We start from the raw sequence: 24312 nt of genomic DNA, 5'->3' as shown, positions 1-24312 counted from the left end.
GTACGTTCAAAGCTTTATTTCGTTGGTGATCCCGTGGGGAACGTGGCCGGTCGCCACCACCTCACGTGCCTTTTCGCAGTGCCCGGGCTGATCGTCGAAGAACACATCCGCGGCAAATGCCTCGAGAAATGCCGACTTTTGCAGACCGCCGAGAAACAGTGATTCATCGAGCCGGATGTCCCATTCACGCAAGGTGCGGATCACCCGCTCGTGAGCAGGCGCGGAACGGGCGGTTACCAGTGCGGTGCGGATCGGGCAACTGGCTTCGGGAAACTCGCGCTGCAGCAGATTGAGCGCTGCCAGAAACGGCTTGAACGGACCGCCACGCAACGGCTCACGGGCCGACTCTCGCTCGCTGGCCTGAAAGGCCAGCAGCCCGTCAGACTGGTAGACCCGCTCCGACTCATCGGAAAACAACACGGCATCGCCATCGAACGCGATGCGCAATTCGGGAGTCGCCGCCCGCCGTGCGCCGCCCGACAGGATGGTGGCCGCCGCAAAACCGGCATCCAGCGCACTGCGCACATCCTCGGCATGGGTCGAGAGGAACAGATGACAGCCGAACGCGGCCAGATACGGATAAGGGCTGCGCCCGCCGACGAACGCCGCCCGACTGATGTCCAGCCCGTAATGCTGGATGGAGTTGAACACGCGCAACCCGGTATCGGCACTGTTGCGCGACACCAGAACCACTTCGACCCGCGCCTTGCTCAGGCTGGCATTGAGACTCAGCAGCTTTTCGACCAACAGATAAGCATCACCCTGCTCGAGAATCTCGTCTTCGTGTTCGATCTGATACTTGCGGTACGCCTCGACGCCCTCCGCCATGTAAACCGCGTGACTGTCGCTCAAATCGAACAACGCCCTGGATGAAATGGCCAGTACCAGCTTGTGGTCTTCAGCGTTCGTCATGTCTGTTTCCTCGCCTCTTCAGCGATTGTCGCGATCAATAAAGGCCAGCGCCTGATACAGCGTTCGCACGCACGGCATGTCAACACCGGCGTCGAGCGCAGCGGCCAGAGGCCGGGCATAGATGGCGTCCAGTTCCAGCGGGCGCTTTTCGATCAGGTCGTGGTGCATGCTGGGCTTATAGTCGGGCATGCTTTCGGTCACGCTGAACAGATGCCGCGCAATACCTTCCGGCAAGGTGTGGCCACAGGCCTTCGCGCCTTGCACCACCTCGTCCATCAAGGTCAGTACCAGCTCGCGACTGGCAGGGTCGCTCATCAGGCGCGCCGTACTGGTCCGCAACAGCGCTGAAAGCCCGTTGAACGGGACATTCCACACCAGTTTCTGCCAGCGTGCCTGTTGCAGGCTGGGCATGGCGTGCGATTCAACACCGGCCTGCCGGAACAGCTCCGCGCAGGCCTCGACAATGGACAAGCGCTCCGCTTGATCGGCTGCCGGACCGCTGTGATAGCCGATGCTCACGGCTCCGAACGCCTGATGTGCAACGACGCCGGGAGCAGACCGATGAACGCAGATGAAACACAGCCCGCCCAGTATGTGGATGCTGTCCGGCAGGACCGCTCGCAGCTGGTCTTCGACCGCCAGTCCGTTCTGCAGCAAGAGCACTTTCGTGCCCTCGGCAGCCATCGCAACGATGACCGGTCCCAATTCGGCATTGCCAGTACTCTTGGTGCCGACCAGCAACCAGTCGCATGGCGGAATATCGGCAGCCGAACAATAGGCCTGTACCGGGTTGAGTTGCAGATCGCCATGCACCGCACTGTTGACCTGAAGGCCGTTCTGCACGACCGCGTCAAACTCGCTGCGCAGCAGAAAATGCACGTCGAACCCGGCGCGCGCCAGCATCAGGCCATAAAAACCGCCGATGGCCCCAGTGCCCACGATACCGATTCTCGGGCGTCTGATTTCACTGCTCATAACGTCTCTCTGGCTGTCTGTCTTTATCAGGGTAATTCGTCGGGTGGGCTGCCAAGTGCGCGATCCAGGGCCGACAGCAGGCCATCGACGCTCAGCGGCGCGCGAATTGCACCATAAAAGGCCCCGTTGCGTACCAGGAACAGGGCCGGCAGGTGAAACACTTCATAGCGCTGTACGGCACCGCCATTGTCCTGCGCGTCGATCCAGCAAAGTCGATCGACCGCAAGCCCCATGTCAGGCAGTTGCTGCCTGGCCCAGCGGCAGGCGGAGCAGCCCGAACTGGTAAAAATCACCAGCGAGGTGCCGGGCAGTTCAAGCAATTGGTGATCGATGTCAAAGTCGCTCAGTTGCAGTTCAATCAACGAAATAGCCCTCACCTCTGGCCGTACACTATCCGTTGCAGCGCCGGCGGTTGCAAATGACAGATGCTTCAAGGCTGTCAGGTGGCGGTAAACCGGCCCGATGCCCTGCTTTGCCCATTGTCGAACAGCGCGATAACGCGCTAAGGTTCCGCTCCCCACTGCGCTCAACCTGCTGGGCACCGCCGCACAGGGGATCGCAGGCGGCCAGTACCCGCGACCTGATGAGTAACACGATGGCTGATTTACCGATTGACGACCTCAACGTTGCATCCAACGAGACTCTGATCACACCGGATCAGCTCAAGCGCGAAATCCCTCTGACCGACGCTGCCCTGCACACGGTCAGCCAGGGTCGCGAAGTGATCCGCAATATTCTCGACGGCAATGATCACCGCCTGTTCATCGTGATCGGCCCGTGCTCGATCCATGACCTGAAAGCGGCCAAGGAATATGCCGAGCGCCTCAAGGCGCTGGCGGCAGAACTGTCGGACACCCTGTATCTGGTCATGCGCGTCTATTTCGAGAAGCCGCGCACCACCGTAGGCTGGAAAGGCCTGATCAACGATCCGTACCTGGACGACTCGTTCAAGATTCAGGACGGTCTGCACATCGGTCGCCAGTTGCTGCTGGATCTGGCCGAAATGGGCCTGCCTACCGCAACCGAAGCGCTGGACCCGATTTCCCCGCAGTACCTGCAGGACCTGATCAGTTGGTCGGCCATCGGCGCCCGCACCACCGAATCCCAGACACACCGCGAAATGGCTTCCGGCCTGTCGTCGGCGGTCGGTTTCAAGAACGGCACCGACGGCGGCCTGACCGTCGCCATCAACGCGCTGCAGTCGGTTTCCAGCCCGCATCGCTTCCTGGGCATCAATCAGGAAGGCGGCGTGTCCATCGTGACCACCAAAGGCAATGCCTACGGTCACGTGGTACTTCGCGGCGGCAACGGCAAGCCCAACTATGACTCGGTGAGCGTTGCGCTCTGCGAGCAGGCCCTGAACAAGGCCGGCATCAGCCCGAACATCATGGTCGACTGCAGCCACGCCAACTCCAACAAGGACCCGGCCCTTCAGCCGCTGGTCATGGAAAACGTCGCCAACCAGATCCTGGAAGGCAACGAGTCGATTATCGGTCTGATGGTCGAGAGCCATCTGAACTGGGGTTGTCAGTCCATTCCCCAGGACCTGTCGGAACTGCAATACGGTGTGTCCATCACCGATGCCTGCATCGACTGGGAAAGCACCGAGAAAACCCTGCGCGGCATGCACGCCAAGCTCAAGAACGTATTGCCTGCGCGCAAACGCAAGTAATCCATTGCGCACACGAAAACGCCGAGCAATGCTCGGCGTTTTTGCAGGTATCGATTACAGCGTGATAACGATCAGATCTTCGCAGCCTGTCGCTGATGGCGTTCCATATATCGCTCCACATAAGAGCAGGACGGGATTACGGTGTAGCCCATGCTGTCGGCGTAATCGAGCGCCTTCTCGGTCAGGGCGGCAGCGATGCCTCTGCCGCGCAATGCATCCGGGACGAAGGTCCGATAGAAATCCAGGGTCTGTTTTCCCAGGTCCATATAGGTCAGGTAGGCCCGATGGCCATCAATGTTGATTTCGAACTGATGGCCGGTCTGATCATGGTGGATGGACAACGCCTCGCTCATCGCTACTCCTCGCGGGTCTTGGAATTTGACCCCTACCTTACCGATCTTTTTCCGGCGAAGGAACATCTACGCCACCCTGTGCCTGTTTTCGACACCGGGAAGCGCCTGGCCGATCTCAACAAAGAGCACCTGTAAATAGTAGGCGTCATTGCCGCAGATGCTCAAGTGCGAGGCATATAAAAAGCATAAAACCACAGCCGGGCATCGCCATCCCTCGGTCCTTCCCTTCAACTTGACCTGCAGTTCAACATAAGCGCTTCAGGTACTTGCCTGGTACTCATTGAACACATTGGATCCGCCGCATGAAAAAACGCTGCAAAGGGCACAGGATGGCGCCTATGAAGCCAACGATCCCGACTGGCTCCACGTTCATACCGGAACCGTTTCGACCCGGGTGTTGTCATCTTTACCGCCATGGACAGCCACAGCAACGTGGATAGTTTTTGGACAGTTTGCATGAGAAGTAACGCGGAACACTTTCAAAGCCAAGAATTTTATGCGCTTCTTGCGCTTCCTCCGTTTACTTACTACAAACAATGGGTACTATGTACGCCGGTCATTTTCTCACTTTCGAGAGATGACTAATTTGAAATAAGTCCTTGAAGGGGAACACGATGAACAACGTTCTGAAATTCTCTGCTCTGGCTCTGGCAGCAGTTCTGGCCACCGGTTGCAGCAGCGTATCCAAAGAAACCGAAGCTCGTCTGACAGCTACCGAAGACGCAGCAGCCCGTTCGCAAGCACGTGCCGACGAAGCCTACCGCAAGGCTGACGAAGCTCTGGCTGCAGCTCAAAAAGCTCAGCAGACTGCTGACGAAGCCAACGAGCGCGCACTGCGCATGTTGGACAAGGCTAGCCGCAAGTAATAGTCCCCTCGGGATTGTTGAAGAGCCGACCCGGCGACGGGTCGGCTTTTTTATTGGCCGGCGCTTCAGGCTGGGTGCCCATGCAGCGCAATGGGCACGATCAACGCTGCGGAGATGGTACAACCTACGCTTGAGTGAGACGGGCCTTCAGCTGATTACTGAAATACCACCGGCGCATCAGCGGCAGCAGGCGCCGTACCCGGCACCGCGATCTCTACCGGCATGCCGTCTTCCGCGGCAACCACATCACGCACAAGATCCCAGTTCATACGCAGATTGTTGGCCAGGTCGTCGCGTTTGAGCAGGGCGTTGATGACCGCCGTGTGCTTGTCGACTACCGAAGGATTGCCCAGATCATCGACCGGCGTGTGCGCTTCCAGATAGACCTTTCCGCCACTCAGACCGAATTTATAGGGCTCGCTGATAATACGCACGGTGGTGCCGACAGGTGCCATGTCGGCCAGTTCCAGCACGTTGTTGTTGTACATGCGGAAGCAGCCGTGACTGGTGCGCATGCCAATACCGAATTTCTTGTTCGAACCGTGAATCAGGTAACCGGACATGCCCAGACCGAACTTGAACGGCCCCAGCGGGTTGTCCGGACCTGCCGGTACGACATTGGGCAGCGGATCACCATCGGCAGCATGTTCGGCCTTGATCGATGCCGGTGGCGTCCATGTCGGGTTCGGGGTCTTGGCGGTCACCTTGGTGACGCCGATAGGAGAACCCCACCCCTCACGGCCTACACCCAGCGGGTAGGTATGCACCACGTTCTGCCCTTTCGGGTAGTAATACATGCGGTACTCGGCCAGGTTGATGACGATCCCCTCACGCGGACCCGGCGGCAGGATGAAACGGGTCGGCAGCACAATGTCCTTGCCAGCGCCCGGCAACCAGGGGTCGACGCCAGGGTTGGCCGCAATCATTTCCAGGTAGCCCAGATCGTACTGGGTGCCGATGTCAGCGAAGGTGTCTTCATATTTGGCCTTGATGACCTGCACCTGCCCGATGATGTCCTCGCCGGGTGGCGGCAACGGAAACTCCAGAGCATGAACGGAGCTCGCCGCGCAGAGAGCAGCAAGTGACAGACAGCGGGCAACGGCTGGAATGCGCGACAACATCCGGGAAGATCCTTCGAGTAACGGCGATATGGGAAAGATTTGAAGTGTACACCTGCGTCCTGCCGTTCGGGAGATCCGCAGTGGCGAACGCGACGACAAGGTTACAGCTCAGGCCAGATCGGGTTCATGCCGCGCCGCTGGGCATCGAGAATGGCCTTGCACAGCGGACACAGGCGCTCGTCACGCAGGGCGTCGGTTTCGACAGCCGTCATATGCGGCTGAGCCGGTAACAGGGTGCCGCACAGCGTGCGATCGATCGAACCACCCAATTCCAGTTGGCGAGCAATCAGATGCACCCGCACTTCCTGGCACGCGAACAGATCCAGCTGCTCATCAGGCTCTAGCATTTGGTAGGCGTACAGGGACCAGGCGGGACGCGGCATGGGGGGCTCCAGATCGGGGGCGCCACATTAGCCGAAAGCTCCCGCCTGGAAAAGCCTCAAAGCAGCGGTTTCAGCGTCGGCCAGACATTTTCCAGCAGTTTTCCCTGCGCAGCGGCCGCGGGATGAAGACCATCGGCCTGCATCAGCTGAGGAACGCCTCCCACCCCCTCCAGAAAGAACGGCACGAACGGGACCTTTTTTTCGTCGGCGAGGTTGCTGTAGACCTCTTCGAACGCCTTGGTATAGCGCGGGCCGTAGTTGGGCGGTATGCGCATACCCAACAACAAGACCTTCGCACCGGCTGCACGGGCGCTGTCGATCATCGACGAAAGGTTTTGTTGCAATTGAGCAGGCAACTGGCCACGCAGGCCGTCGTTGCCACCCAGTTCGAGAATAACCAGCTCAGGCTTATGCTCTGCAAGCAGCGCAGGCAGCCGCGCCTGGCCTCCGGCACTGGTGTCGCCACTGATGGATGCATTGACCACCTTGTCGTCGAAACCCTGCTCCTTGAGCCGCTGTTCCAGCAGCGTCACCCACCCGACGCGGGTATCCAGGCCGAAAGCCGCGCTGATACTATCCCCAACGATCAACACCGTGCCCGCCACTGCGCCCTGTGACAGCAGCAGCAACCCCAGGCCAGCACTTAAAAACCACGCACGCATCGGATTCTCCATGAGTGAAAGTATTCTCAGTGCCCAAAGCCTCAGTAAAGTGGTCCCCAGCACCGAAGGTGACCTGACTATCCTGCACGAACTCTCCCTGGAACTAAACAAGGGCGACACACTGGCCATCGTCGGCTCATCGGGCTCGGGCAAATCCACGCTGCTGGGCCTGCTTGCGGGACTGGACCTGCCCAGCGCCGGTTCCGTCATCCTCGCCGGTCGTAACCTGAGTGAGCTGGATGAAGACCAGCGCGCACGAGTGCGTGCCGAACACGTCGGTTTTGTCTTTCAGTCGTTCCAGTTGCTCGACAGCCTCAATGCGCTGGAAAACGTCATGCTGCCCATGGAGCTGGAAGGCCGCCGCGACGCCCGCGAGCAGGCCCGCGATCTGCTGCAGCGCGTAGGCCTGGGCCAGCGCTTGACCCATACACCACGCCAGTTGTCCGGCGGTGAACAGCAGCGCGTTGCCATCGCCCGCGCCTTCGCCGCCCATCCCGACGTGCTGTTTGCCGACGAACCCACCGGCAACCTGGACAGTCACACGGGCGAGCGCATCAGCGACCTGTTGTTCGAACTGAACAAGGAACGCAATACAACGCTGGTGCTGGTCACCCACGATGAGCGTCTGGCCCATCGCTGCCGACGCCTGATCCGCCTTGAAGGGGGCCGCCTGGTCGCCCCGCTGGAGCCTTGATGGCACGCCTGCCTTTCGTTCGTCTGCTGAGCCTCGCGGCCCGCCAACTGTTGCGCGATGCCCGCGCAGGCGAGTTACGGGTGCTGTTTTTTGCCTTGCTTGTGGCTGTCGCGGCAAGCACCGCCATCGGCTACTTCGGTGCGCGTCTGAACGGTGCGATGCTGCTGCGCGCCACCGAGTTCCTGGGGGCCGACCTGATTCTCGAAGGCTCAAGCCCTGCCCGCCCCGAACAGATTCAGGAGGGTGAGCGGCTGCAACTCAAGCACGCGCAGATCGTGATTTTCTCCAGCGTCATTGCCACGGACGCCGGGATACAGTTGTCGAGCATCAAGGCGGTCGATGATGTTTACCCGCTGCGCGGCGAACTGAAAAGCGCATCCCATTTGTATCAGGCCGAAGAGGCAGGCAGCGGCCCGAAACCCGGCGAAGCCTGGGCCGAGGCGCGGCTGTTTCCTGCCGTAAATCTTAAAGTTGGCGACGACATCGACGTCGGTGCCAAGACCTTGAAACTGACCCGTGTGCTGACCTATGAACCGGACCGCGCCGGTAACTTCTACAGCCTGACGCCAAGGGTGATGATCAACCTGCAGGACCTCGCCGCCACAGGCGTGGTGCAACCCGGCAGCCGGGTCAGCTACCGGGAAATGTGGAGCGGCCCGCCGGAAACGCTCGCGGCCTATCGCAAGGCCATCGAGCCGGGGCTGGAGCCGCATCAGGAGATCAAGGATGCCCGCGATGGCAGCCAGCAGATCGGCGGCGCACTGGGCAAGGCCGAACGCTATCTGAACATGGCCAGTCTGGTCGCCGTGCTGTTGGCAGGTGTCGCGGTCGCACTGTCGGCATCACGTTTTGCCGCACGACGCTTCGACGCCAGCGCGCTGCTGCGCTGCCTGGGTTTGTCGCGAGGCGAAGCGATGGCGCTGTTCAGTCTGCAACTGGCGATCATCGGCCTGCTGGCGAGCCTCAGCGGTGCCCTGCTCGGCTGGCTGGCGCAACTGGGGCTGTTCGCGCTGCTGCAAAATCTCTTGCCTGCAACGGTACCACCGGGGGGCTTGCTGCCCGCGCTGGCTGGCATGGGGACGGGTCTGGTGGCACTGGCCGGGTTTGCCTTGCCTCCGCTGGCAGCGCTGGGTCGCGTTCCGCCATTGCGCGTGCTGCGCCGGGACATGCTGCCGATTCCCGCCAGTTCATGGCTGGTGTACGGCGCAGCGCTGCTGGCGCTGGGTCTGATCATGTGGCGCCTGAGTCTGGATCTGGTGCTGACCTTCGCCCTGCTGGGCGGCGGCATCGTTGCAGCGCTGGTGCTCGGCAGTCTGTTGCTGCTGGGGCTCAAAAGCCTGCGCCGCCTGTTGTCAGGAGCATCGCTGCCGTGGCGCCTGGGTCTCGGCCAACTGCTGCGCTACCCGCTGGCGGCTGCCGGTCAATCGCTGGCCTTCGGCCTGATCCTGTTGTCGATGGGCTTGATCGCACTGCTGCGCGGCGAGTTGCTCGATACCTGGCAAAATCAGTTGCCCAAGGATGCGCCAAACTATTTCGTGCTTAATGTACTGCCTTCAGAGAAAGAGAACTTCGCTCAGGCCATGAGCAAGCTGTCGACTCACTCGGCGCCGCTGTATCCAGTGGTGCCGGGACGCTTGACCAGCATCAATGGCGAACCGGTAGGCAACTTCGTCACCAAAGATTCACGCGGGGAAAACGCCACACGGCGTGATCTGAGCCTGACCTGGGCTGCCGACCTGCCCGAAGGCAACACGCTGACCGCCGGACAATGGTGGAAAGACCTGCCCGGCGCGACCGGTCAGGCCGATGCCACGCCGGGCGTTTCAATCGAAACAAAACTGGCCGAGAGCCTGCAGATCAAGCTGGGCGATCGTCTCAGTTTCATCGTCGGTGGTCTGACCCGCGAAGCAGTCGTCACCAGCCTGCGAGACGTGAACTGGGACACCTTCCAGCCCAACTTCTTCATGATCTTCCAGCCCGGCACGCTCGCCGATCTGCCGACCACTTACCTGACCAGCTTTTACCTGCCCAAGGGTCAGGACAAGCAGATCGTCGAGCTGTCGCGGGCTTTCCCGGCCATCAGCATTCTGGGTGTCGAGGCCCTGCTGGAGCAGGTGCGCAGCATTCTCGACCAGGTCACGCTGGCCGTGCAGTTCGTTTTGCTGTTCGTACTGGCAGCGGGCGTTGCCGTGCTGTTCTCGGGCTTGCAGGCGACCCTGGATGAGCGTATCCGTCAGGGCGCGCTGTTGCGGGCGCTGGGTGCGGAACGGGCATTGCTGATCAAGTCGCGCAGGATCGAGTTCGGCCTGCTGGGCGCTGCGAGCGGCCTGCTGGCGGCATTGGGCTGTGAGTTGGTGAGTTTCGTTCTGTACCGCTACGCCTTCTCGCTGGAATGGAGCCCGCATCCGTGGCTGTTGCTGCTGCCGGTGATTGGCGCATTGCTGGTAGGGGGTGCCGGCGTGTTCGGCACTCGCCGCGCGTTGAATGCCAGCCCGTTGACCGTGTTGCGGGAGGGCTGATTGCCAGCCTGAGCGCAGTAAATACCGAACCTCAGGAGACGGTTTGCCGACGATGACGTCAATTCAGTAGCTGAAATAGCGCCTGAAAACCGAATCGCCGACAAGCCGCCTCGCCGCCCAACGGATCGCAGTGCTTCAGAAAGACACGTGTTGCTTGAGGTGACTCCCGCGACGACTTCGCGAGCCGGGCTCAGCGCCATCACTGCTCATAAACAATGCTGTTCACAAACCACACCTTCTCGCCCTCGGGCGTGTTGACGATCACTTCGTCACCCTCTTCCTTCTTCAACAGCGCGCGTGCCATGGGTGAGTCGATGGAGATGTAATCGTTGCGGCCATAGATCTCGTCATAACCCACGATGCGGAATTTCTTCAGTTCGCCGTCTTCGTTCTCGATCTCGACCCAGGCACCGAAGAACACCCGCCCTTCCTGCTCGGGCGAATATTGCACCACGTGCATGTCTTCCTGTAGTGGTCAACTGATCCCGGACACGACGTTAAGTTTTTTCTCGGCCTGAGCCGGAGCCAGCCCACCGTTGAACTGATGCGGTCGAATCCAGTTGTAGCGATGCATCAGGTAATGGCTGATGTCTCGGTGTGCCTCTTGTACCGTCATGTAGCCCACGGTCGGTATCCACTCAGTTTTCAAGCTGCGAAACATAAGTTCCATCGGCGCATTATCCCAGCAGTTTCCACGACGACTCATGCTCTGGCGCATGCGGTAACGCCAAAGCCGTTGGCGGAACGCTCGGCTGCCATATTGCGAGCCCTGATCCGAGTGGAATAGCAGTCCTTGAGGCCTGCCACGCTGCTCGTAAGCCATATCCAACGCCTTGATCACCAAGTCCGCGTCGGGTTTGCTCGACAGTGCCCAGCCAACAACTCGGCGTGCGTAGAGATCCAGCACGACAGCCAGGTAATGCCATCTCCCTTGAGCCCAGATGTAGGTGATATCGCCACACCAGACCTGGTTGGGAGCCGGAACTTCAAACTCTCGATTCAAGATGTTCGGAATATCCGGCCGCTCAACCGTCGCTTGTTTGTAGGCATGTGATCCCGGTTGTTTGCTGACCAACGCCAGTTCCCGCATCAGGCCACGCACCTTGAACCGCCCGATTTGCTCGCCATCTTCCTGCATCATCGACACGATGCTGCGGCTGCCGGCAGCGCTTCGACTCTGCGTAAACAGTTCGTTGACTCGACTGCGTAACCGAAGTCGCTCAACGTCCGGAGTTCGACGTCGGATGCGATAGGCGTAGTAACACGAACGCGTGACATCAAAGATTGCGCAAAGCCAATCGACCGGCTCTTGGGAGCTCAGTTGATCAATCAGCGCGTGCGCTCGTGCTCTTCCGACATCAAGAGCGCGGTAGCCTAATGAGATGGTCACCCCCACACCCTGCGAGGGCTAAGCTTTAGCAGGGTGCTTTATTTTCGGAGGGCATCATCATGAGCGAGCCGGCGCTGATAGGTATTGATCTCGGTAAACATACATTCCATCTGCACGGCCAGGATAAGTTAGGCCGGGAGGTATTTCGCAAAAAATGTTCACGGGCGCAAATGATGCAATTTTTCGCCATATCGCAGAGCTGTGTCGTGGCAATGGAGGCCTGTGCGGGGTCGCACTGTGTTGCTCGTCAGTTGGCGGCAATTGGACACACGGCCAAGCTGATTTCCCCGCAGTTCGTTAAGCCCTTCGTCAAGGGCAACAAAAACGACTTTGTCGACGCTGAGGCGATTTGCGAAGCCGCTTCTCGTCCTTCGATGCGTTTCGTTACGCCCAAGACTGAATCCCAGCAAACCCTTTCTGTACTCCATCGGATGCGCGAATCGTTGGTGCGTGATCGCACCAGAACCGCTAATCAGATGCACGGTTTTCTATTGGAATTTGGCGTCAGCCTACCCAGAGGTTTGGCCATCATGAAGCATCTGGCGGTTGTTTTGGCTGAGCATGAACTTCCCGCTCATCTGACAGTGCTGCTGCAGCGGCTGCACAATCACTTCGTCTATCTGGATGAGCAAATCAAGGCAATGGATAAAGAGTTGGCATGCCAACTGGCCGACGATGATCTGGGAAGTCGTTTGCTGAGCATTCCATGTGTCGGCCCGATCACCGCCAGCCTGCTAGCTGTGGAGATGGGCGATGGGAAGCAGTACCGATGCAGCCGGGACTTTGCCGCATCAGTGGGCTTGGTACCCAAGCAATACAGCACCGGCGGCAAGGCCAACTTACTGGGGATCAGTAAACGCGGCGACAAGCACCTTCGACAGTTGTTGGTGCAATGTTCAAGGGTATACATGCAGAGACTCGATCACCAGAAAGGAGCCTTGGCCGACTGGGTTCGCTCATTGCTGAGTCGACGCCACTCCAATGTCGTGGCCTGTGCCTTGGCTAACAAGCTGGCGCGAATCGCTTGGGCGATAGCCACGCACCATACGCAGTACGAAGCAGGGCCAGACGCCTTGAACGCCTGACCCTGCAGTTGTGGCTGTACCACGATTTGCCTTTCAGGTTTTGCGATAGCTGAATAATGGATGACGTAAACGGCCTACCGGCCTGACGAAGAACCTGTTTTAAAAATTGGCTCAGCAAGAAGCCGTTAGCCTTTTCAGGATCGTCAGGCGCGACTCTCATCATGGCGCGGGTGAATCATCCAATAGACGCCGGATAGATTTAAGCAAGCCAACTACTTCGCCCATGAATCAGCATTGCAAAAAAAGGGGGTGACCATAGATTTTTAAAATGGATTTCTCCCGCTCAAGACGAGCAATCCGGGCTTCCAGTTCCTGGATTTTCTGTTGCTAGGGCGTCAGAGCCTTGCTTTGAGGCGTGACGCTATTGCGCTCCTGCTGAAGCTGATTGACCCAACGACGCAGGGCAGACTCGACAACCCCGAGTGACCGACAGGCTTCGATGTGGCTATAGCCTTGATCGAGCACGAGGCCTGCGGCCTCGCGTTTGAATTCAGCGGAAAAGGTACGGCGTTGTTTGGTCATCAGACACCTCTATCTGGCGAGCATTCTCGCCTAAATGGGTGTCCGGTTTCATTAGACCACTACACTCCCCTCCCAGGCTAACCAGCGACCCGCTTTGGGCAAATCGGTGTAGCCCTTCACCCCCCTCTGTAATAGGACTCCTGCGGCGCGATCGTCAGCTCCACATTATGGCGCAGGCGCTCAACCAGACTCCCTATAGAACTGATTTAACTGGGCGACCAAGTAGCTGGATCCGCATTGGCGGATACAGGGCATTCGGCACCGACCGTCATCCCTCTAACTTTTGGAGTACAGGTCGAGTACTGGTGGAAGTTATCCCTAGCATTGAGATATTGCGAAAAGTCATCAGGGATTGATCTAAAAAACAGGCAGGGAATCGCCACTGAAGCTTTGCCAGTGGGTTTCCAAGCCTGTTTTCGTATAGACAATGCCACCCCAAGAACAAATGGGCTTCGCCAGAATCCAGATCAAAATGGCTGCCGAATGCTTGTGCTATTGACCAGATCTGCGCAATGACTTATCCGACCCCGTGATTTTACCAGCATTCCTCTCGACGTCTCGTCGAATTTGTTGCTGATTAACCTCGTCCATTTCAGCCTTTGATTTCAAAAAGTCTTCATAGACCTTCTTAATGTACCGCTTCAGTATGTCCGGGACATCTTGAATCTTGCTGACATCAAGCTCGCCCACCTCAAGTTTGGTTGCCTTAAGAAGCTCCTCGTCGGGCCAGCCTGGGCTGAGGATGTAAAAATACATAAAAGGAAGCTTAAATACCGCAAAATACCGGTGTGGGTCATCAAAGAACCTGATGTCTTGAGCTCCAATCCCTCGATCTAAGCCATAAGTGTATTCTATCGGCAGCCCATAAAATGGAGGTTCTCCGCAGAAGGGCGCAAAATAAATTTTCGTATTGCACCGACCACCAAGCACATCTTCCTTAGTTGACTCCAAGAATGAATCTATGCCAACTTTATCTTCAGCTGTCCATCCGTTATCTTCATCCCTGCCAGTAAGCAGCGCTCTCCAGAAAACAGATATAACAGCGAGCCTTGTTTCTTCGCCGATCACCACTGTCGAATTCTGCTTCTGATAATTCGCTATTTTTCTGAATAGACCCTCGGCCAGGTTTTTCTCCCAGACGGCAAGCTTTCCTTCGCAATCTCCGCACAAGAGGTGCTTTTTAGGCCCATCTTGGTGCCGGACATTGACATCCCTAGTGTCCCTTATGAACTGAGTAGCTGACGTTTTTTTAAGCCAGTCGTACGCAAACTTAGGGATGCTATGAGATTCTTTCAGCAAGACATTTTTGGCATCACACAGCGCGCAGTCTCCGAAGACACCGCCAACTGCAGCCACATCCAACTGTTGCTCAGTGGTGTTACTTTCCATTGTCAAAATTTTCCCTTTAATTTTTCCCTTGAAACTCGCTCATACTTGGCATCCTAGTTGGGAGTGCAAGTATTGTCAGCACAAGACATTTCCATTCATGTGCGTCGCGAGCCTTGAAGATAGCAGTTAGCCATCCTGCAAGCTAGATTGCCGAAGCCGTAGGGCATTTTTTGCAGGAAAGATGTATTGCGGTAAGCGTCCGGCCATCACGCCTTGCGTGATTAAACCGGCTGCCACCTATGCGGTAGCAACTGATCGATCTCACTCGCCCGCCGCGTCGGCAGGCGCGTGAGAACATCCTTCAGATAGGCATACGGATCATGACCATTCAGCCGCGCAGCCTGGATCAGGCTAATGATCGCCGCCGCCCGTTTGCCGCTGCGTAGCGAGCCTGCAAAGAGCCAGTTCTTACGTCCAAGAGCCCATGGTCGTATCTGGTTGTCGGTTAGTCAGACGCGGTCACCCGCGCCCAACCCCCTAAGAACCGTGCATGCGAGTTACCCAGCACACGGCTCAAGCCTCTACAAAGGCACTTTAAAGTACCCGGCTACCCTTGCTGCTCTGGCTCGACCTGGCCAGGTACGCTCGCGAATGCTTTGACCCAGCGGCACTGGACGCACAGTTTTTGGTAGCAAAGCTGAAGGAGGGCCTATCGAGCAAAGAGGCCTTTGATGCGCTGACCGCTTCCAAGCGACGCAAGTCATAGTCCGTCCCTGAAGCAAGCGTTGGCAATGGTCGTGCGACGTGTTGGCATGCGCCTTTGAATGCGTCAATGGCGGGTGAGAGGCTGGTAGCCCAACGCCGCGAGTTGATACTCCCCGACCGTGGCAAACAAATGTTTTGCCTCAAGACGCAAGCTCTCTACCTCCTCCTCAGACAGGCCCGCTTCCTGCGCTTGGTGGTAGCGTTTCATTGCATCGATGGCCTGAGTCATCAAGGGGTCACCTGGCATGATCATGGCTTCGAGTGTGCGCTTCATAGTCCCTCATTGACCCCACTGCAGTCCCTGATCATAGCGCATGGACTGCTTTGCGCTTTCAGGGGCAGGCGTAAGCACCCGAGACCAAACCGGCAGGGCCAGCGAAAAATACGCCAAAAACCTCCCGCGCTCATCAATAAAACCTCTCTTGCCCAGCAACCTCGTCCGCTTCACGCCGTGTGAAAAAGCGTGTGACGGCATCGTCTTGGGACTTCGCGTTCGATGACTGGCCTCCTGCTGGCGACCCCAGTAAGCTTCGTCTCACGTAGGCCAAATGCCATTATGATTTAGGGATGATCAAATGCTAGATTCTCGTCGCTCAATGCCCGCTGTGCTGGATCGTCACATTGAGACTGAAGACCAGGATGCTTTCGGGCATCGGCACTATGCCCAGGCACTCCGATGCCTGATCGAAGACCAAGGCCATCGGCCTCCTTTCAGCATCGGCCTACTCGGCGGCTGGGGTACCGGCAAAAGCTCGGTCAAAGAACTCTACACGCGGGCCTTAGCTGACGACACCTCGACAGCTGGAGGCCGTCACCCCCGCAGCCAGCGCTTCAAAAGCATCACCTTCAACGCATGGCGCTTCGGTGGGAAAGAACAGGACATCAAGCGCGCGCTGCTGCGTCATGTGTTCCTTGAGCTCGGTGGTGACGAAGGAAAACTTCATGACGAGCTCTACCGAAATGTGACGCACACGGAGTCGGTCACCAAGCCCATCCGTGAATTGACCAAGCAGCATCTGATCAGCTGGGCCGCGCCGGCACCGGCCTTCTTGATCGCTTTTCTCATTTATCTTGTGATCGTTGCTGCAGGCCTGAGCTGGCTGCCGCTTCACAACAGTTTCGTCCAATCACTCTTCCTTGCAGCGGTCACGGGCATCTATTACTACCTCATCAAGGTCATGAAGCCGTCGGCAGTGAGCCCGTTCAGCACAATCACCCGGATGCACCTCCCCAGCGTGAGCGCTGAGCAGTACGAGGAGCTGTTGCTCCAGCAGTTACGCAAGTTCAAGCCTGCAAGATCCAACGCCGTCCCCTACGAGCGCCTCGTCATTTTCGTGGACGACCTTGATCGCCTCTCCGCAGAGGAGATGGTCTTGGGCCTGGACGCGGTTCGCACATTCATGGAGATTCCGACCGACAAGCTTCCTGAGAACCTGGGGCTGGTGTTCGTCATTTCCTGCGATGAAGGCAAGGTCGCCGACGCCCTCTCCCGCCGGCGCGGCAACCCCGAGCAACCTGGCTCCATCTTCAACCCGACAGATGCCAGACGCTACCTCGACCGCATTTTCCAGTTCCGGCTGGAAATCCCACCACCGCCACGAAACGACATGCGCCAATTTGCGCTGTCGAAGCTGAAGGATTTTCCGGAGCTCGTGAAAGAGGTCGCGGACAAAGGCGCATCGGTTGAACAGGTGGTAGATCGGATGATCCACACCAATGTCAGCGATCCGCGCAATGCACTCCAGATCGTTAACGCGTTCACGCAGACCTGGTGGCTCGCCAAGGCACGCGAGCTTGACGCCATCGGCAGTGAGCGCCCCGGCGGACTTCATGAAGGCGCCGTGACCAAGCATCCGATCGCCCTCGGCGCACTGAGCGCTGCAAGGGTCAGCTTTCCAGGTTTCTATCGAGACCTGCAGGACGATCCTCAACTGCTCCATCGCCTGACCAACCTGATGGTCAGACAGACGCTGCTCAAGGACGAACCGCTGGAGTCCCAGCACATCCTCAAGCGGTACGTGACGGAGGATGACAAGGGGAAAACCCTCTTGGTCGAGGGTTGCCGCGACCTGCGCCAATTCTTGGCAAGCCTGGTCGGCATCAATTGGCCGGACTCACTGCAGAGCCTGCTGCTACTGTCGGAAGACTTTGCAACTCGCCAGTATGGCGGGCACGCGTCACGAATCTACGACTACCTGGTTTCCGGTGATACCCAAGGCTTCCTCGAAGCCCTCTCCCCTCGGGCCAATGACTTCCTGAGTGACAAGGAGATGGAACTGCTTCACGGCATGCTGAGCGAACTTCATCGCACCGAGGAGGTACTGAAGTTCAACGCCATGCGCGTGGTCGCGGACGTGATTGATCGGCTGCCTCCGCGCACCCGCAGCATGGTACTGGGCATCCTGTGCAACGATATCGTCACCTCCGGAGAACTCAGGTCGCTGCTAGGCGTGGAGAAGATCGGCCGAATCACTGCCGTCGCCAACGCCACCGACCAGCAACTCATCGCCTCTGTCCTCATTGATGAACTGCTCACCATCGGCAAACAGAGCACAATGCGGCTGCAAAGCGGACAGACTCCCAACATGGAAGAAGCCATTGCCATGGCCAAGGGAGCGGCAGAAATCGCGTTGTCCGTGCTGGATGTTCACGGCCTGCCTGCTCATCCAAAAGCGATGTTCATGGCATGGCTGTGCGAGCGCAATATCCTGGCTGACGCAGGCTCTTACACGCTCCGTTTCATTGAGCTACAGCAGTGGGTAGACCGCTTCGAGACCGCGCTTTTGCCTGAAATAGGGGCAAGCTACGTCGAGCAACTCACGAATGCGCTTCACCAGTTTGAAGCTCAGGCGAATGACGACATCGAGCCCCTCGAATCCATGGACTTACAGCTTACCGCAATACGAATAAACACCGTGTGGGAGCGCTTGGCCGCCGAGGGAGAGGAAAGCCGTACGCAGCTATGGCAGCAGGTGACCAAGCTTTCAACCATCACCGCTTCGGAGTTAATCGACAGCGTGATCAACGCGCTGGAGCGGTACGTTCCCCACGCAAACGATGAGACACTGCTGGACTGTCTGGCCAGATTCAGCCTCCGAGTAGCCGGCTTCAACGTAGAGCCGCTTGACTACAAGCGCGCGTTCCGCCTGCTGGTAGACCTGGGCGCTCCAAGGCTCGCACAGTTCAATGACGACCATTACGAGCGTTATGCCGGCCTCGCCATTTCGCTGAGCGGTATCGAAGGCTGCGAAGAAGATGCATGCGAAGTGTTCCGCACCTTCGTTGCTCACAATGAAGATGCGCTCAACCAAGTCGCAGACAACTGGATCGGCGAGCTTTTGCACATACCAAGCGCGTGCCGTATCGAGTTGTTCTCCGCCTACGCGAGCCTGGGTGAAGCCGATCAAGAGTCTCTGGTCACTTACCTCAAGGATCTGACAAGTAATACAGAACTCGACAGCGACGATGAGGCTCTGTACTCCGAGGCTGCGACACATATTCCCGCTGCGAACTGGGAGGATGGTTACCTGCAGCCGCATCTCGACATGCTGCTGCCAACTTTGCATACCAAGGTCAACAACTGGCCCAGCTACTTACCTCACATTCTGCCCGGTCTCACGAAAGTGTTTACGCATGCGACCCCTGGCGTACTCGGCCCCGCCCTGCAGAAGCTGGTAAGCACCGCCAAATCGTACGAAGACGCCCTCGATCCACTGCATGGTTATTTCATTGGCCTATGGCCAACCGTGGAGCAACTCCCTACCGGATACGCACCTCAAACGCTGTTTGCTGAGGCTCAGCAGACCGCCGTCTCATCCCCTGGGTTCGTGGGCAGAAACACACTGGCATCCCTGAACAGCATGCTGTCTGACGGAGTCATTCCTCAGGCGCTGTCTTCAAACCTGGTTGAGACAGCCTGTGTGATCTGGCAGCAAAGACCTCTTGAAGCTGCAGATTTCCTGAGCACTGGCGTGGATTTGTCCATTACCCAGATCGCGGGACTGTCTGACGCCATTGATTACAACAAGCCTGAGGAGGTGGCACTGCTGGAGCGCGTATGGAAGACAATCACTCCAAACCTGTCCATTGTGGGTGATCTGGAAGCTACGAAAGCCGTTCTGGTCAAGGGCAAGCGTGGCTCCTCTACCGCCCCTGATCTGTGCCTGGCGTTGTGGTGCCGCGCATTGGGTATGGAAGCACACAGCAACCTGAAAAAGCTGATACTCGACGAAGAAACAAGCGACGGACAGCGCACGCGACTGCTGCATCAAATCATTCGAAACGAAGGACAGCACAGCGAAAAAGAGTCAAAAGAGATACCCGCTTTGGCCCTGCAGTTGCTGAAGATGGAGGAAAGCCCGCTCACATGGGCAGCCGTCAATGCCCTGCGCGCTGACGTGAACAAGCGCCTCATCACTCACGAAGACCGGTTGGCTTACGCGAGGTTGCTGCTTAGTGAGCTGGCGAATGGGGGGTCTGACACCGCCAAAGGACACATAGTGAGCTGGGCAAAAGCCCTGGGAACTGAAGCCGTGCTCAGAGACGTCAGACCAGAGGTGCTGAGCGAGGCTGATGTCACGATCATCAACAACATTTTCGGAAACAGTCGCGCAATGACCGGCCTGTGGAAGCGTTGGAAAAACCGCCAGTAGATTTCCAGACCTCAGCCCCTGCCCGACCGCACGCGGAAAGGGGCACTCAGATATTCATAACGCATAGGCCACGAAAATTATGGCCGTGGCCTCTCCCATGAGGGGCTAGCAAGCCGCTCACTCAGGTAGCTAATCAGGGCGCGCACCTTCGGCGCTACGTGCTTGCGACTTGGATAAACTGCATAGACCCCGAGCTTGAGCGCCCTGGAGTATGTCCGAGACGAGCCTACGTATCTTCGAGTAAAGGAACCACTGGACAGCATCGAGCACGGATATGCAGCCTGATTCCGTTTCAGTAAAGCCTCTGTCCGTTAGCCATCCTGAAAATGCAAACTCGTTTGAGAAGAAGCATTCGGCAGTGCATCATCTATTGCATTATTCATTAGGAGGGGTAGCGATGATCGTATGTGAAGGACAACTCAGTGGCGACTTTGAAGGTTTTGACGACACCGACACCATTTTCGAGTTCTACAACGGGCAAAAATGGCAGCAGGCGGTGCACTCATACTCCTACTTCTACTCCTACATGCCGCAGGCCAAGGTCGTCCAGGAGGGCGGTGTTTATCGACTGCATGTGCAAGGCATGATGGGCAGCGTTGAAGTGAAACGTGCCTGAAATGCGGGTACCGGGACTGAGCCTTGCCCCATTGAACGCTCGACCGAGTAGACTCCCTCAAAGTCCATTCAGGCTCTGGCCAGCGCTCTCGCACAGCCTGAAAGCTGCCAAAGAATTTCCGAGGTAAGGAGCTGTTGATTGGCTACAAACATCATCACCCGAGCAGGGCATGAGAAGCTCAAAGGCGAGCTCGATCACCTGTGGCGTGTGTACAGACCTGAAATTACGCAGAAGGTCGCCTGGGCAGCATCCCTCGGGGACAGAAGCGAGAACGCAGACTACCAGTACAACAAAAAGCTTCTACGCGAGATTGATCGCCGCGTCAGGTATCTGCGTAAGCGACTGGAGGATTTGAAGGTCGTGGACTACTCGCCGGAGCAGAAAGGAAGAATTTTCTTTGGCGCTTGGGTAGAGATAGAGAACGAAGACGGTGAACAGAAGAAATTCCGGATCGTGGGCTACGATGAGATCTACGAACGCAACGATTATATTTCCATCGATTCCCCGATGGCGCGCGCCCTGCTCAAGAAAGAGGAAGGCGATGAATGCGTGGTGAAAATCCCGGGCGGCGAAGCCACTTGGTATGTGAGCAAGATCTCCTACGAGCCATGAGGGTGGCTCGCTGATTCTGCGCCGGACGTGACCGTACGGTAGTTGTGCCAACACTCTGCGGAAGAACACCAATCGACTTGCCAGCCTCATTTCGTGCAAATGGGCTCCCTCGTTCGCCGGAGTTCATGATCCCGAGCTGCTCTACGAACGATTCGAGTTTATGAACCTTCTGTTCTTCGTTCAAGCGAATGACATCAACGAAGAACAGCTCAACAATCTGATCCAGCAAAGTCAATTCCGAAATATCGCGACGGGGCGTGTGTCGTGGCACTCGGAGACGATCTCTCGCTTCGCTCAGAAACACTCTATCCCGGAGTTCACGGAGCCTTTGCTTGCTGCCGGCTTCGCCTTTGGCAGTGAAAGCTACCTCCAGCGATTTTTAGAGGGATTGACGCGATCGAGCAGGTGGTGCGACCTTCACTCCAGCGCTCAAGGCATCCAGGTCATGGATCACCGTCTGCCCCGGGTGCATGTAGGCGAGGCCTCGAATTGACTTAATAGGTGAACGAATAGCTCGTGGGGGTGTAGTGTTCATACTTTACAGCGTGATTTAGCTGATCGTGGGGAGAAAAATGCTCAAGGACAACACCGATTTGGAGCAGACTGTGAGCACCACAGTCCTGGCGATGGAAACCAGCGATTACAGATTCGAGAACTTCTGTAATGGAATTGTCTCGACATTGGAAGGAGGGGCGCTCGTCTTTTCTACGTCACGCTCCTGGGATCTTGGGCGCGATGGCGTCGGCGCTGGCAGAGCTTCAGGCGTATATGCCTGCACCAGTTTACGCGATGATGTAGACGACAAGTGCCTCTCAGACATTGCAAGGATAACCTCCACGACACCTAATATTACTCGTATATACTTCTGCTCACCTCACCCCTTGAGCGAGCATCGACGTCGCGAAAATGAAATTGCGATCTCGGAAAAAATAAATCACGCATTTCCGATTGTAATCCTAGGTTCCACTCAACTGGTGGAGACTGACTTACATAAAGGATCTGGATTGCTTGAGCGGCACTACGGTTCAGAGATAAGCAATACCATCAGAGCTATAGGCCGAGGCCCTAACGAAGATACCGAAATACGAGGTCTTCGGCTGGCATTGATTTCCTCGTCAGGTGACAGCTCCGCAGAAATCAGATCAGAGGTTTACTCTTCAGGCATTCTCGACGTACTCGCTGATGACAAAACACGCACATTGGAGGCGTTGACCCGTGATTTCTCAGGGGTACTCAAGCTGCAAAGAAATGTAGCACGCGAGGCTCTTCTACCTGCTATTTCACGCCTCCACGTAAAAGGTCTCATTAAAGAGCCCAAAGCTGGAATCTATGGCATTACCCCTGAAGGTCATGCTTCAAGACAGGAGCGTGAAAAAAATGCGGCTGTGCGCTTACTCGAAGGTCGGAAAGCTATTAGGTCAGTTTTAGAAAGCTCAATTGGAGCTCGATTTTTAGATAGCCAATTCAACCGCATCTGGGAAGTTTTCGAAGAAAGGATGGCTCAATACTTCCTTTCGCGCGGCGATGCTTTAGTGGAAGAAATTAGCGCACTCATCAATGATGATCATAATACTGTACAACCGATATCACCATTGAGCTTTCTCGATGATTTCGCGTCTGCCGTAGCGTCTACCTCTACCCACCAGGAGCAACGAGAGGAGCTCAGGCAAGCTGTACGAGACATGTTCACCGATCGGACTAGCGCAGCTACCGACTGGCTAGTTCGCCTTAGTGCTAGCTTCTTATCCCTATGCGCTGCAGGGCTAGAACACTCAAGCAGCGCTGCGCTTTCAAGATTGTTCGCTAGAACTACTCTCGTATTGGACACCGATGTTGTCTTATCTCTCTTGGGTGAAGGCGAGACTGAGCATGAATCGATCGAGACGATTGTTGATCGCTGGACACGCCTAAATGGTAGCGTTTTCGCCCCCACTCCTGTTCTTGAAGAGGTTGCCTATCACGCATCTATCGCCACGCGCGATTATCACGAAATAAGGCACATCCTACCTGGGACGGAGGAGGATCGCTTACAATTAATCGACAACGTTTTTGTGCGTTCTTTTGCTCAATTGCTGGCAGATAAAAAGGCTCAACCCTCCCATTGGCAGACGTACCTTAACGGTTACAAAGGAGACACCCAGTACGACTTTCGCAAGGTGAGCGCAGCATTATCCGACTATAAAATCCAGCAACTCCCTGACCGTTCCATACAAGAGCAAGACCTGGAAGAAAAAGTCCGACAATTCCTGAACGAGCGAGCCATTGGAAAACTTTCCAGTCGCGCCCAAAAAAATGCTCTAGATAAAGCGGCACGCGATGCACAGATCTATTCAGCATTGATACACCACTTGAAAAAACTGAAAAATCTCGACCCTGCGGCTACGTGCTTACTGGTTAGTTCTGCGCGGCGACTAGTACAGGTAGATACTCACTTCCAAAAAAGCGGCGAGCAGCAGCTAGTTATATCAGTCGCAGCACTGCTGCAGCTTATAGCCCTACTGCCTGACGTGTCACTTGGACTTTCCGCAATGAAAGCTTTCTTGTTTGACGAAAAAAGGCGCGGTTTTTCTTCTGAGCTCGAACGATCTTTGCTAAGACTTGTGCGATCTAGTGGTAATTATTCTTTGCCTTGGGCAAAGCGAGGCACGCTTATGCGCTCTGTCAGGGATCGACTAATTCAAGATGCGCATCAGCAAGGTGACCGTCAACTATCCGCTGACGATCTAGCACGCCTTGAATATGATTCACTGATGCCCGAAAAAGCACCTCAGACTGCCGCCTTACTCCACCAGGCACTGGAGGCTATAGCTGTCGACTCACGCTTGGAGCAGGAAAATTCTGCGCTAAGGGCCCAGATTCAGGATCTGAAGAACGAGCTTCAGCAGCGTCCGACCACAGCTACACCAGTTTCGAAACGGCGACGACACAAACGTAGAAAGTAACTCAAAGGGCGTGCGCCGTCACAGAAGTGACGGCGCGCCTGACTATGAGCTAGGCTCTGTACGAAAAGTACTGTCTCAAACACCGCATGGCACAAGCCAGTGAGACCATTGCCGCATAACTTTTTCCGAGTTTGTCGAAGCGTGTAACGATGCGACGGTTCTCCTTCAACCAGCCGAACATGCGCTCGATGATATTGCGCTGCCGGTACTTGGGGCGATCAAAAAGTCTCGGTAATCCCGGT

At 56.8% G+C, this 24312-nt stretch carries 20 protein-coding genes and 5 pseudogenes; 10 read left to right on the top strand and 15 right to left on the bottom strand.

Features of this window, described 5'->3' with window-relative positions; genetic code table 11:
• Nucleotides 1-6 precede the first annotated feature (6 nt).
• Genes KDX39_RS00120 through KDX39_RS00110 form a run of 3 tightly spaced genes read right to left on the bottom strand, consistent with a single transcriptional unit; the run spans nt 7 to nt 2249 of the window.
• On the bottom strand, nt 7-912 hold the full coding sequence (locus KDX39_RS00120; RefSeq protein WP_231658771.1) for a 5'-nucleotidase: 906 nt from the start codon (nt 910-912) through the stop codon (nt 7-9).
• A gap of 18 nt (nt 913-930) precedes the next feature.
• Nucleotides 931-1887, bottom strand: a complete 957-nt coding sequence (locus KDX39_RS00115) for a putative 2-dehydropantoate 2-reductase (RefSeq protein WP_231658770.1) — start codon at nt 1885-1887, stop codon at nt 931-933.
• Between the two features lie 26 nt (nt 1888-1913).
• The gene (locus KDX39_RS00110; protein WP_231658769.1) at nt 1914-2249 is read right to left on the bottom strand and encodes a thioredoxin family protein; all 336 of its coding nucleotides are present in this window, start codon (nt 2247-2249) and stop codon (nt 1914-1916) included.
• Nucleotides 2250-2482: 233 nt separating this feature from the next.
• On the opposite strand from KDX39_RS00110, the gene KDX39_RS00105 reads away from it, so the two are divergent.
• The gene (locus KDX39_RS00105; RefSeq protein ID WP_231658768.1) at nt 2483-3559 is read left to right on the top strand and encodes a 3-deoxy-7-phosphoheptulonate synthase; all 1077 of its coding nucleotides are present in this window, start codon (nt 2483-2485) and stop codon (nt 3557-3559) included.
• A gap of 71 nt (nt 3560-3630) precedes the next feature.
• Here the strand turns inward: KDX39_RS00105 and KDX39_RS00100 are convergent, their stop codons facing one another.
• Entirely contained in the window at nt 3631-3912 is a 282-nt protein-coding gene (locus KDX39_RS00100) for a GNAT family N-acetyltransferase (protein WP_004887702.1), read from the bottom strand.
• Between the two features lie 614 nt (nt 3913-4526).
• On the opposite strand from KDX39_RS00100, the gene oprI reads away from it, so the two are divergent.
• Entirely contained in the window at nt 4527-4778 is a 252-nt protein-coding gene (oprI, locus tag KDX39_RS00095; RefSeq protein ID WP_002553018.1) for an outer membrane lipoprotei OprI, read from the top strand.
• 155 nt (nt 4779-4933) lie between these two features.
• Here oprI and KDX39_RS00090 read toward each other — a convergent pair whose 3' ends face one another.
• The 3 genes from KDX39_RS00090 to KDX39_RS00080 form a co-directional block, all read right to left on the bottom strand.
• Entirely contained in the window at nt 4934-5899 is a 966-nt protein-coding gene (locus KDX39_RS00090; protein WP_231658767.1) for a L,D-transpeptidase family protein, read from the bottom strand.
• A gap of 101 nt (nt 5900-6000) precedes the next feature.
• Nucleotides 6001-6282, bottom strand: a complete 282-nt coding sequence (locus tag KDX39_RS00085) for a hypothetical protein (protein ID WP_004887744.1) — start codon at nt 6280-6282, stop codon at nt 6001-6003.
• A 56-nt stretch (nt 6283-6338) separates the two neighbouring features.
• The gene (locus tag KDX39_RS00080; RefSeq protein WP_231658766.1) at nt 6339-6944 is read right to left on the bottom strand and encodes an arylesterase; all 606 of its coding nucleotides are present in this window, start codon (nt 6942-6944) and stop codon (nt 6339-6341) included.
• A 10-nt stretch (nt 6945-6954) separates the two neighbouring features.
• Here KDX39_RS00080 and KDX39_RS00075 point away from each other — a divergent pair, with 10 nt between their 5' ends.
• Nucleotides 6955-7638 carry an ABC transporter ATP-binding protein gene (locus tag KDX39_RS00075; protein ID WP_004887741.1) on the top strand — a complete coding sequence of 228 codons (684 nt, stop codon included), beginning with the start codon at nt 6955-6957 and terminating at the stop codon, nt 7636-7638.
• Nucleotides 7638-10157 (top strand): ABC transporter permease, encoded by a 2520-nt coding sequence (locus KDX39_RS00070; RefSeq protein ID WP_231658765.1) that lies wholly within the window; start codon nt 7638-7640, stop codon nt 10155-10157. Before KDX39_RS00075 ends, KDX39_RS00070 begins: the two co-directional genes overlap by 1 nt.
• Before the next feature lie 199 nt (nt 10158-10356).
• Here the strand turns inward: KDX39_RS00070 and KDX39_RS00065 are convergent.
• Nucleotides 10357-10623: pseudogene (locus tag KDX39_RS00065) on the bottom strand (GreA/GreB family elongation factor); the annotation flags it as partial.
• 9 nt (nt 10624-10632) lie between these two features.
• Nucleotides 10633-11532: pseudogene (locus tag KDX39_RS00060) on the bottom strand (IS3 family transposase); the annotation flags it as partial.
• A gap of 74 nt (nt 11533-11606) precedes the next feature.
• On the opposite strand from KDX39_RS00060, the gene KDX39_RS00055 reads away from it, so the two are divergent.
• Nucleotides 11607-12632, top strand: a complete 1026-nt coding sequence (locus KDX39_RS00055) for an IS110 family transposase (RefSeq protein ID WP_231658764.1) — start codon at nt 11607-11609, stop codon at nt 12630-12632.
• A 261-nt stretch (nt 12633-12893) separates the two neighbouring features.
• On the opposite strand, the pseudogene KDX39_RS00050 reads toward KDX39_RS00055, so the two are convergent.
• The 4 genes and pseudogenes from KDX39_RS00050 to KDX39_RS00035 all read right to left on the bottom strand — a co-directional run.
• A pseudogene (locus KDX39_RS00050) lies at nt 12894-13154 on the bottom strand (transposase); the annotation flags it as partial.
• A gap of 492 nt (nt 13155-13646) precedes the next feature.
• Nucleotides 13647-14543, bottom strand: a complete 897-nt coding sequence (locus tag KDX39_RS00045; protein WP_231658763.1) for a hypothetical protein — start codon at nt 14541-14543, stop codon at nt 13647-13649.
• A 221-nt stretch (nt 14544-14764) separates the two neighbouring features.
• Nucleotides 14765-14986 (bottom strand): annotated as a pseudogene (locus tag KDX39_RS00040) (transposase domain-containing protein); the annotation flags it as partial.
• A gap of 326 nt (nt 14987-15312) precedes the next feature.
• The gene (locus tag KDX39_RS00035) at nt 15313-15522 is read right to left on the bottom strand and encodes a hypothetical protein (RefSeq protein WP_231658762.1); all 210 of its coding nucleotides are present in this window, start codon (nt 15520-15522) and stop codon (nt 15313-15315) included.
• A 301-nt stretch (nt 15523-15823) separates the two neighbouring features.
• Between KDX39_RS00035 and KDX39_RS00030 the strand changes: the two genes are divergently transcribed.
• A complete protein-coding gene (locus KDX39_RS00030; RefSeq protein ID WP_231658761.1) occupies nt 15824-19900 on the top strand; it encodes a KAP family P-loop NTPase fold protein in 4077 nt (1358 codons plus the stop codon).
• Between the two features lie 77 nt (nt 19901-19977).
• On the opposite strand, the pseudogene KDX39_RS26470 reads toward KDX39_RS00030, so the two are convergent.
• Nucleotides 19978-20094 (bottom strand): annotated as a pseudogene (locus KDX39_RS26470) (LysR family transcriptional regulator); the annotation flags it as partial.
• A gap of 80 nt (nt 20095-20174) precedes the next feature.
• On the opposite strand from KDX39_RS26470, the gene KDX39_RS00025 reads away from it, so the two are divergent.
• From KDX39_RS00025 to KDX39_RS00010, 4 genes are all read left to right on the top strand, one after another.
• Nucleotides 20175-20516 (top strand): hypothetical protein, encoded by a 342-nt coding sequence (locus KDX39_RS00025; RefSeq protein WP_231658760.1) that lies wholly within the window; start codon nt 20175-20177, stop codon nt 20514-20516.
• A 138-nt stretch (nt 20517-20654) separates the two neighbouring features.
• A complete protein-coding gene (gene greB, locus KDX39_RS00020) occupies nt 20655-21128 on the top strand; it encodes a transcription elongation factor GreB (RefSeq protein WP_231658759.1) in 474 nt (157 codons plus the stop codon).
• Nucleotides 21129-21288: 160 nt separating this feature from the next.
• Nucleotides 21289-21621, top strand: coding sequence for a hypothetical protein (locus KDX39_RS00015; protein ID WP_231658758.1), 333 nt, complete (start codon nt 21289-21291; stop codon nt 21619-21621).
• A gap of 79 nt (nt 21622-21700) precedes the next feature.
• Complete coding sequence (locus KDX39_RS00010; protein ID WP_231658757.1) at nt 21701-24070, top strand: hypothetical protein; 2370 nt, start codon at nt 21701-21703, stop codon at nt 24068-24070.
• Nucleotides 24071-24119: 49 nt separating this feature from the next.
• Here KDX39_RS00010 and KDX39_RS00005 read toward each other — a convergent pair.
• A partial coding sequence (locus tag KDX39_RS00005) for a transposase (RefSeq protein WP_231658756.1) occupies nt 24120-24312 on the bottom strand: 193 nt, incomplete at its 5' end.

It is taken from the genome of Pseudomonas sp. CDFA 610, from assembly GCF_021147865.1.
GTDB classification, from domain to species: domain Bacteria; phylum Pseudomonadota; class Gammaproteobacteria; order Pseudomonadales; family Pseudomonadaceae; genus Aquipseudomonas; species Aquipseudomonas alliivorans.
Note: the sequence above shows the minus strand (reverse complement) of the source record. Positions and strands in the feature narration are given on the sequence as shown.

Coding starts and splice junctions, on each gene's coding strand:
- KDX39_RS00015 (WP_231658758.1), top strand. CDS start 21,289: ATGAACCTTCTGTTCTTCGTTCAAGCGAATGACATCAACGAAGAACAG.
- KDX39_RS00075 (WP_004887741.1), top strand. CDS start 6,955: ATGAGTGAAAGTATTCTCAGTGCCCAAAGCCTCAGTAAAGTGGTCCCC.
- KDX39_RS00045 (WP_231658763.1), bottom strand. CDS start 14,543: ATGGAAAGTAACACCACTGAGCAACAGTTGGATGTGGCTGCAGTTGGC.
- KDX39_RS00080 (WP_231658766.1), bottom strand. CDS start 6,944: ATGCGTGCGTGGTTTTTAAGTGCTGGCCTGGGGTTGCTGCTGCTGTCA.
- KDX39_RS00115 (WP_231658770.1), bottom strand. CDS start 1,887: ATGAGCAGTGAAATCAGACGCCCGAGAATCGGTATCGTGGGCACTGGG.
- KDX39_RS00090 (WP_231658767.1), bottom strand. CDS start 5,899: ATGTTGTCGCGCATTCCAGCCGTTGCCCGCTGTCTGTCACTTGCTGCT.
- KDX39_RS00085 (WP_004887744.1), bottom strand. CDS start 6,282: ATGCCGCGTCCCGCCTGGTCCCTGTACGCCTACCAAATGCTAGAGCCT.
- KDX39_RS00105 (WP_231658768.1), top strand. CDS start 2,483: ATGGCTGATTTACCGATTGACGACCTCAACGTTGCATCCAACGAGACT.
- KDX39_RS00010 (WP_231658757.1), top strand. CDS start 21,701: ATGCTCAAGGACAACACCGATTTGGAGCAGACTGTGAGCACCACAGTC.
- KDX39_RS00100 (WP_004887702.1), bottom strand. CDS start 3,912: ATGAGCGAGGCGTTGTCCATCCACCATGATCAGACCGGCCATCAGTTC.
- KDX39_RS00055 (WP_231658764.1), top strand. CDS start 11,607: ATGAGCGAGCCGGCGCTGATAGGTATTGATCTCGGTAAACATACATTC.
- KDX39_RS00070 (WP_231658765.1), top strand. CDS start 7,638: ATGGCACGCCTGCCTTTCGTTCGTCTGCTGAGCCTCGCGGCCCGCCAA.
- KDX39_RS00035 (WP_231658762.1), bottom strand. CDS start 15,522: ATGAAGCGCACACTCGAAGCCATGATCATGCCAGGTGACCCCTTGATG.
- KDX39_RS00025 (WP_231658760.1), top strand. CDS start 20,175: ATGCAGCCTGATTCCGTTTCAGTAAAGCCTCTGTCCGTTAGCCATCCT.
- KDX39_RS00120 (WP_231658771.1), bottom strand. CDS start 912: ATGACGAACGCTGAAGACCACAAGCTGGTACTGGCCATTTCATCCAGG.
- oprI (WP_002553018.1), top strand. CDS start 4,527: ATGAACAACGTTCTGAAATTCTCTGCTCTGGCTCTGGCAGCAGTTCTG.
- KDX39_RS00030 (WP_231658761.1), top strand. CDS start 15,824: ATGCTAGATTCTCGTCGCTCAATGCCCGCTGTGCTGGATCGTCACATT.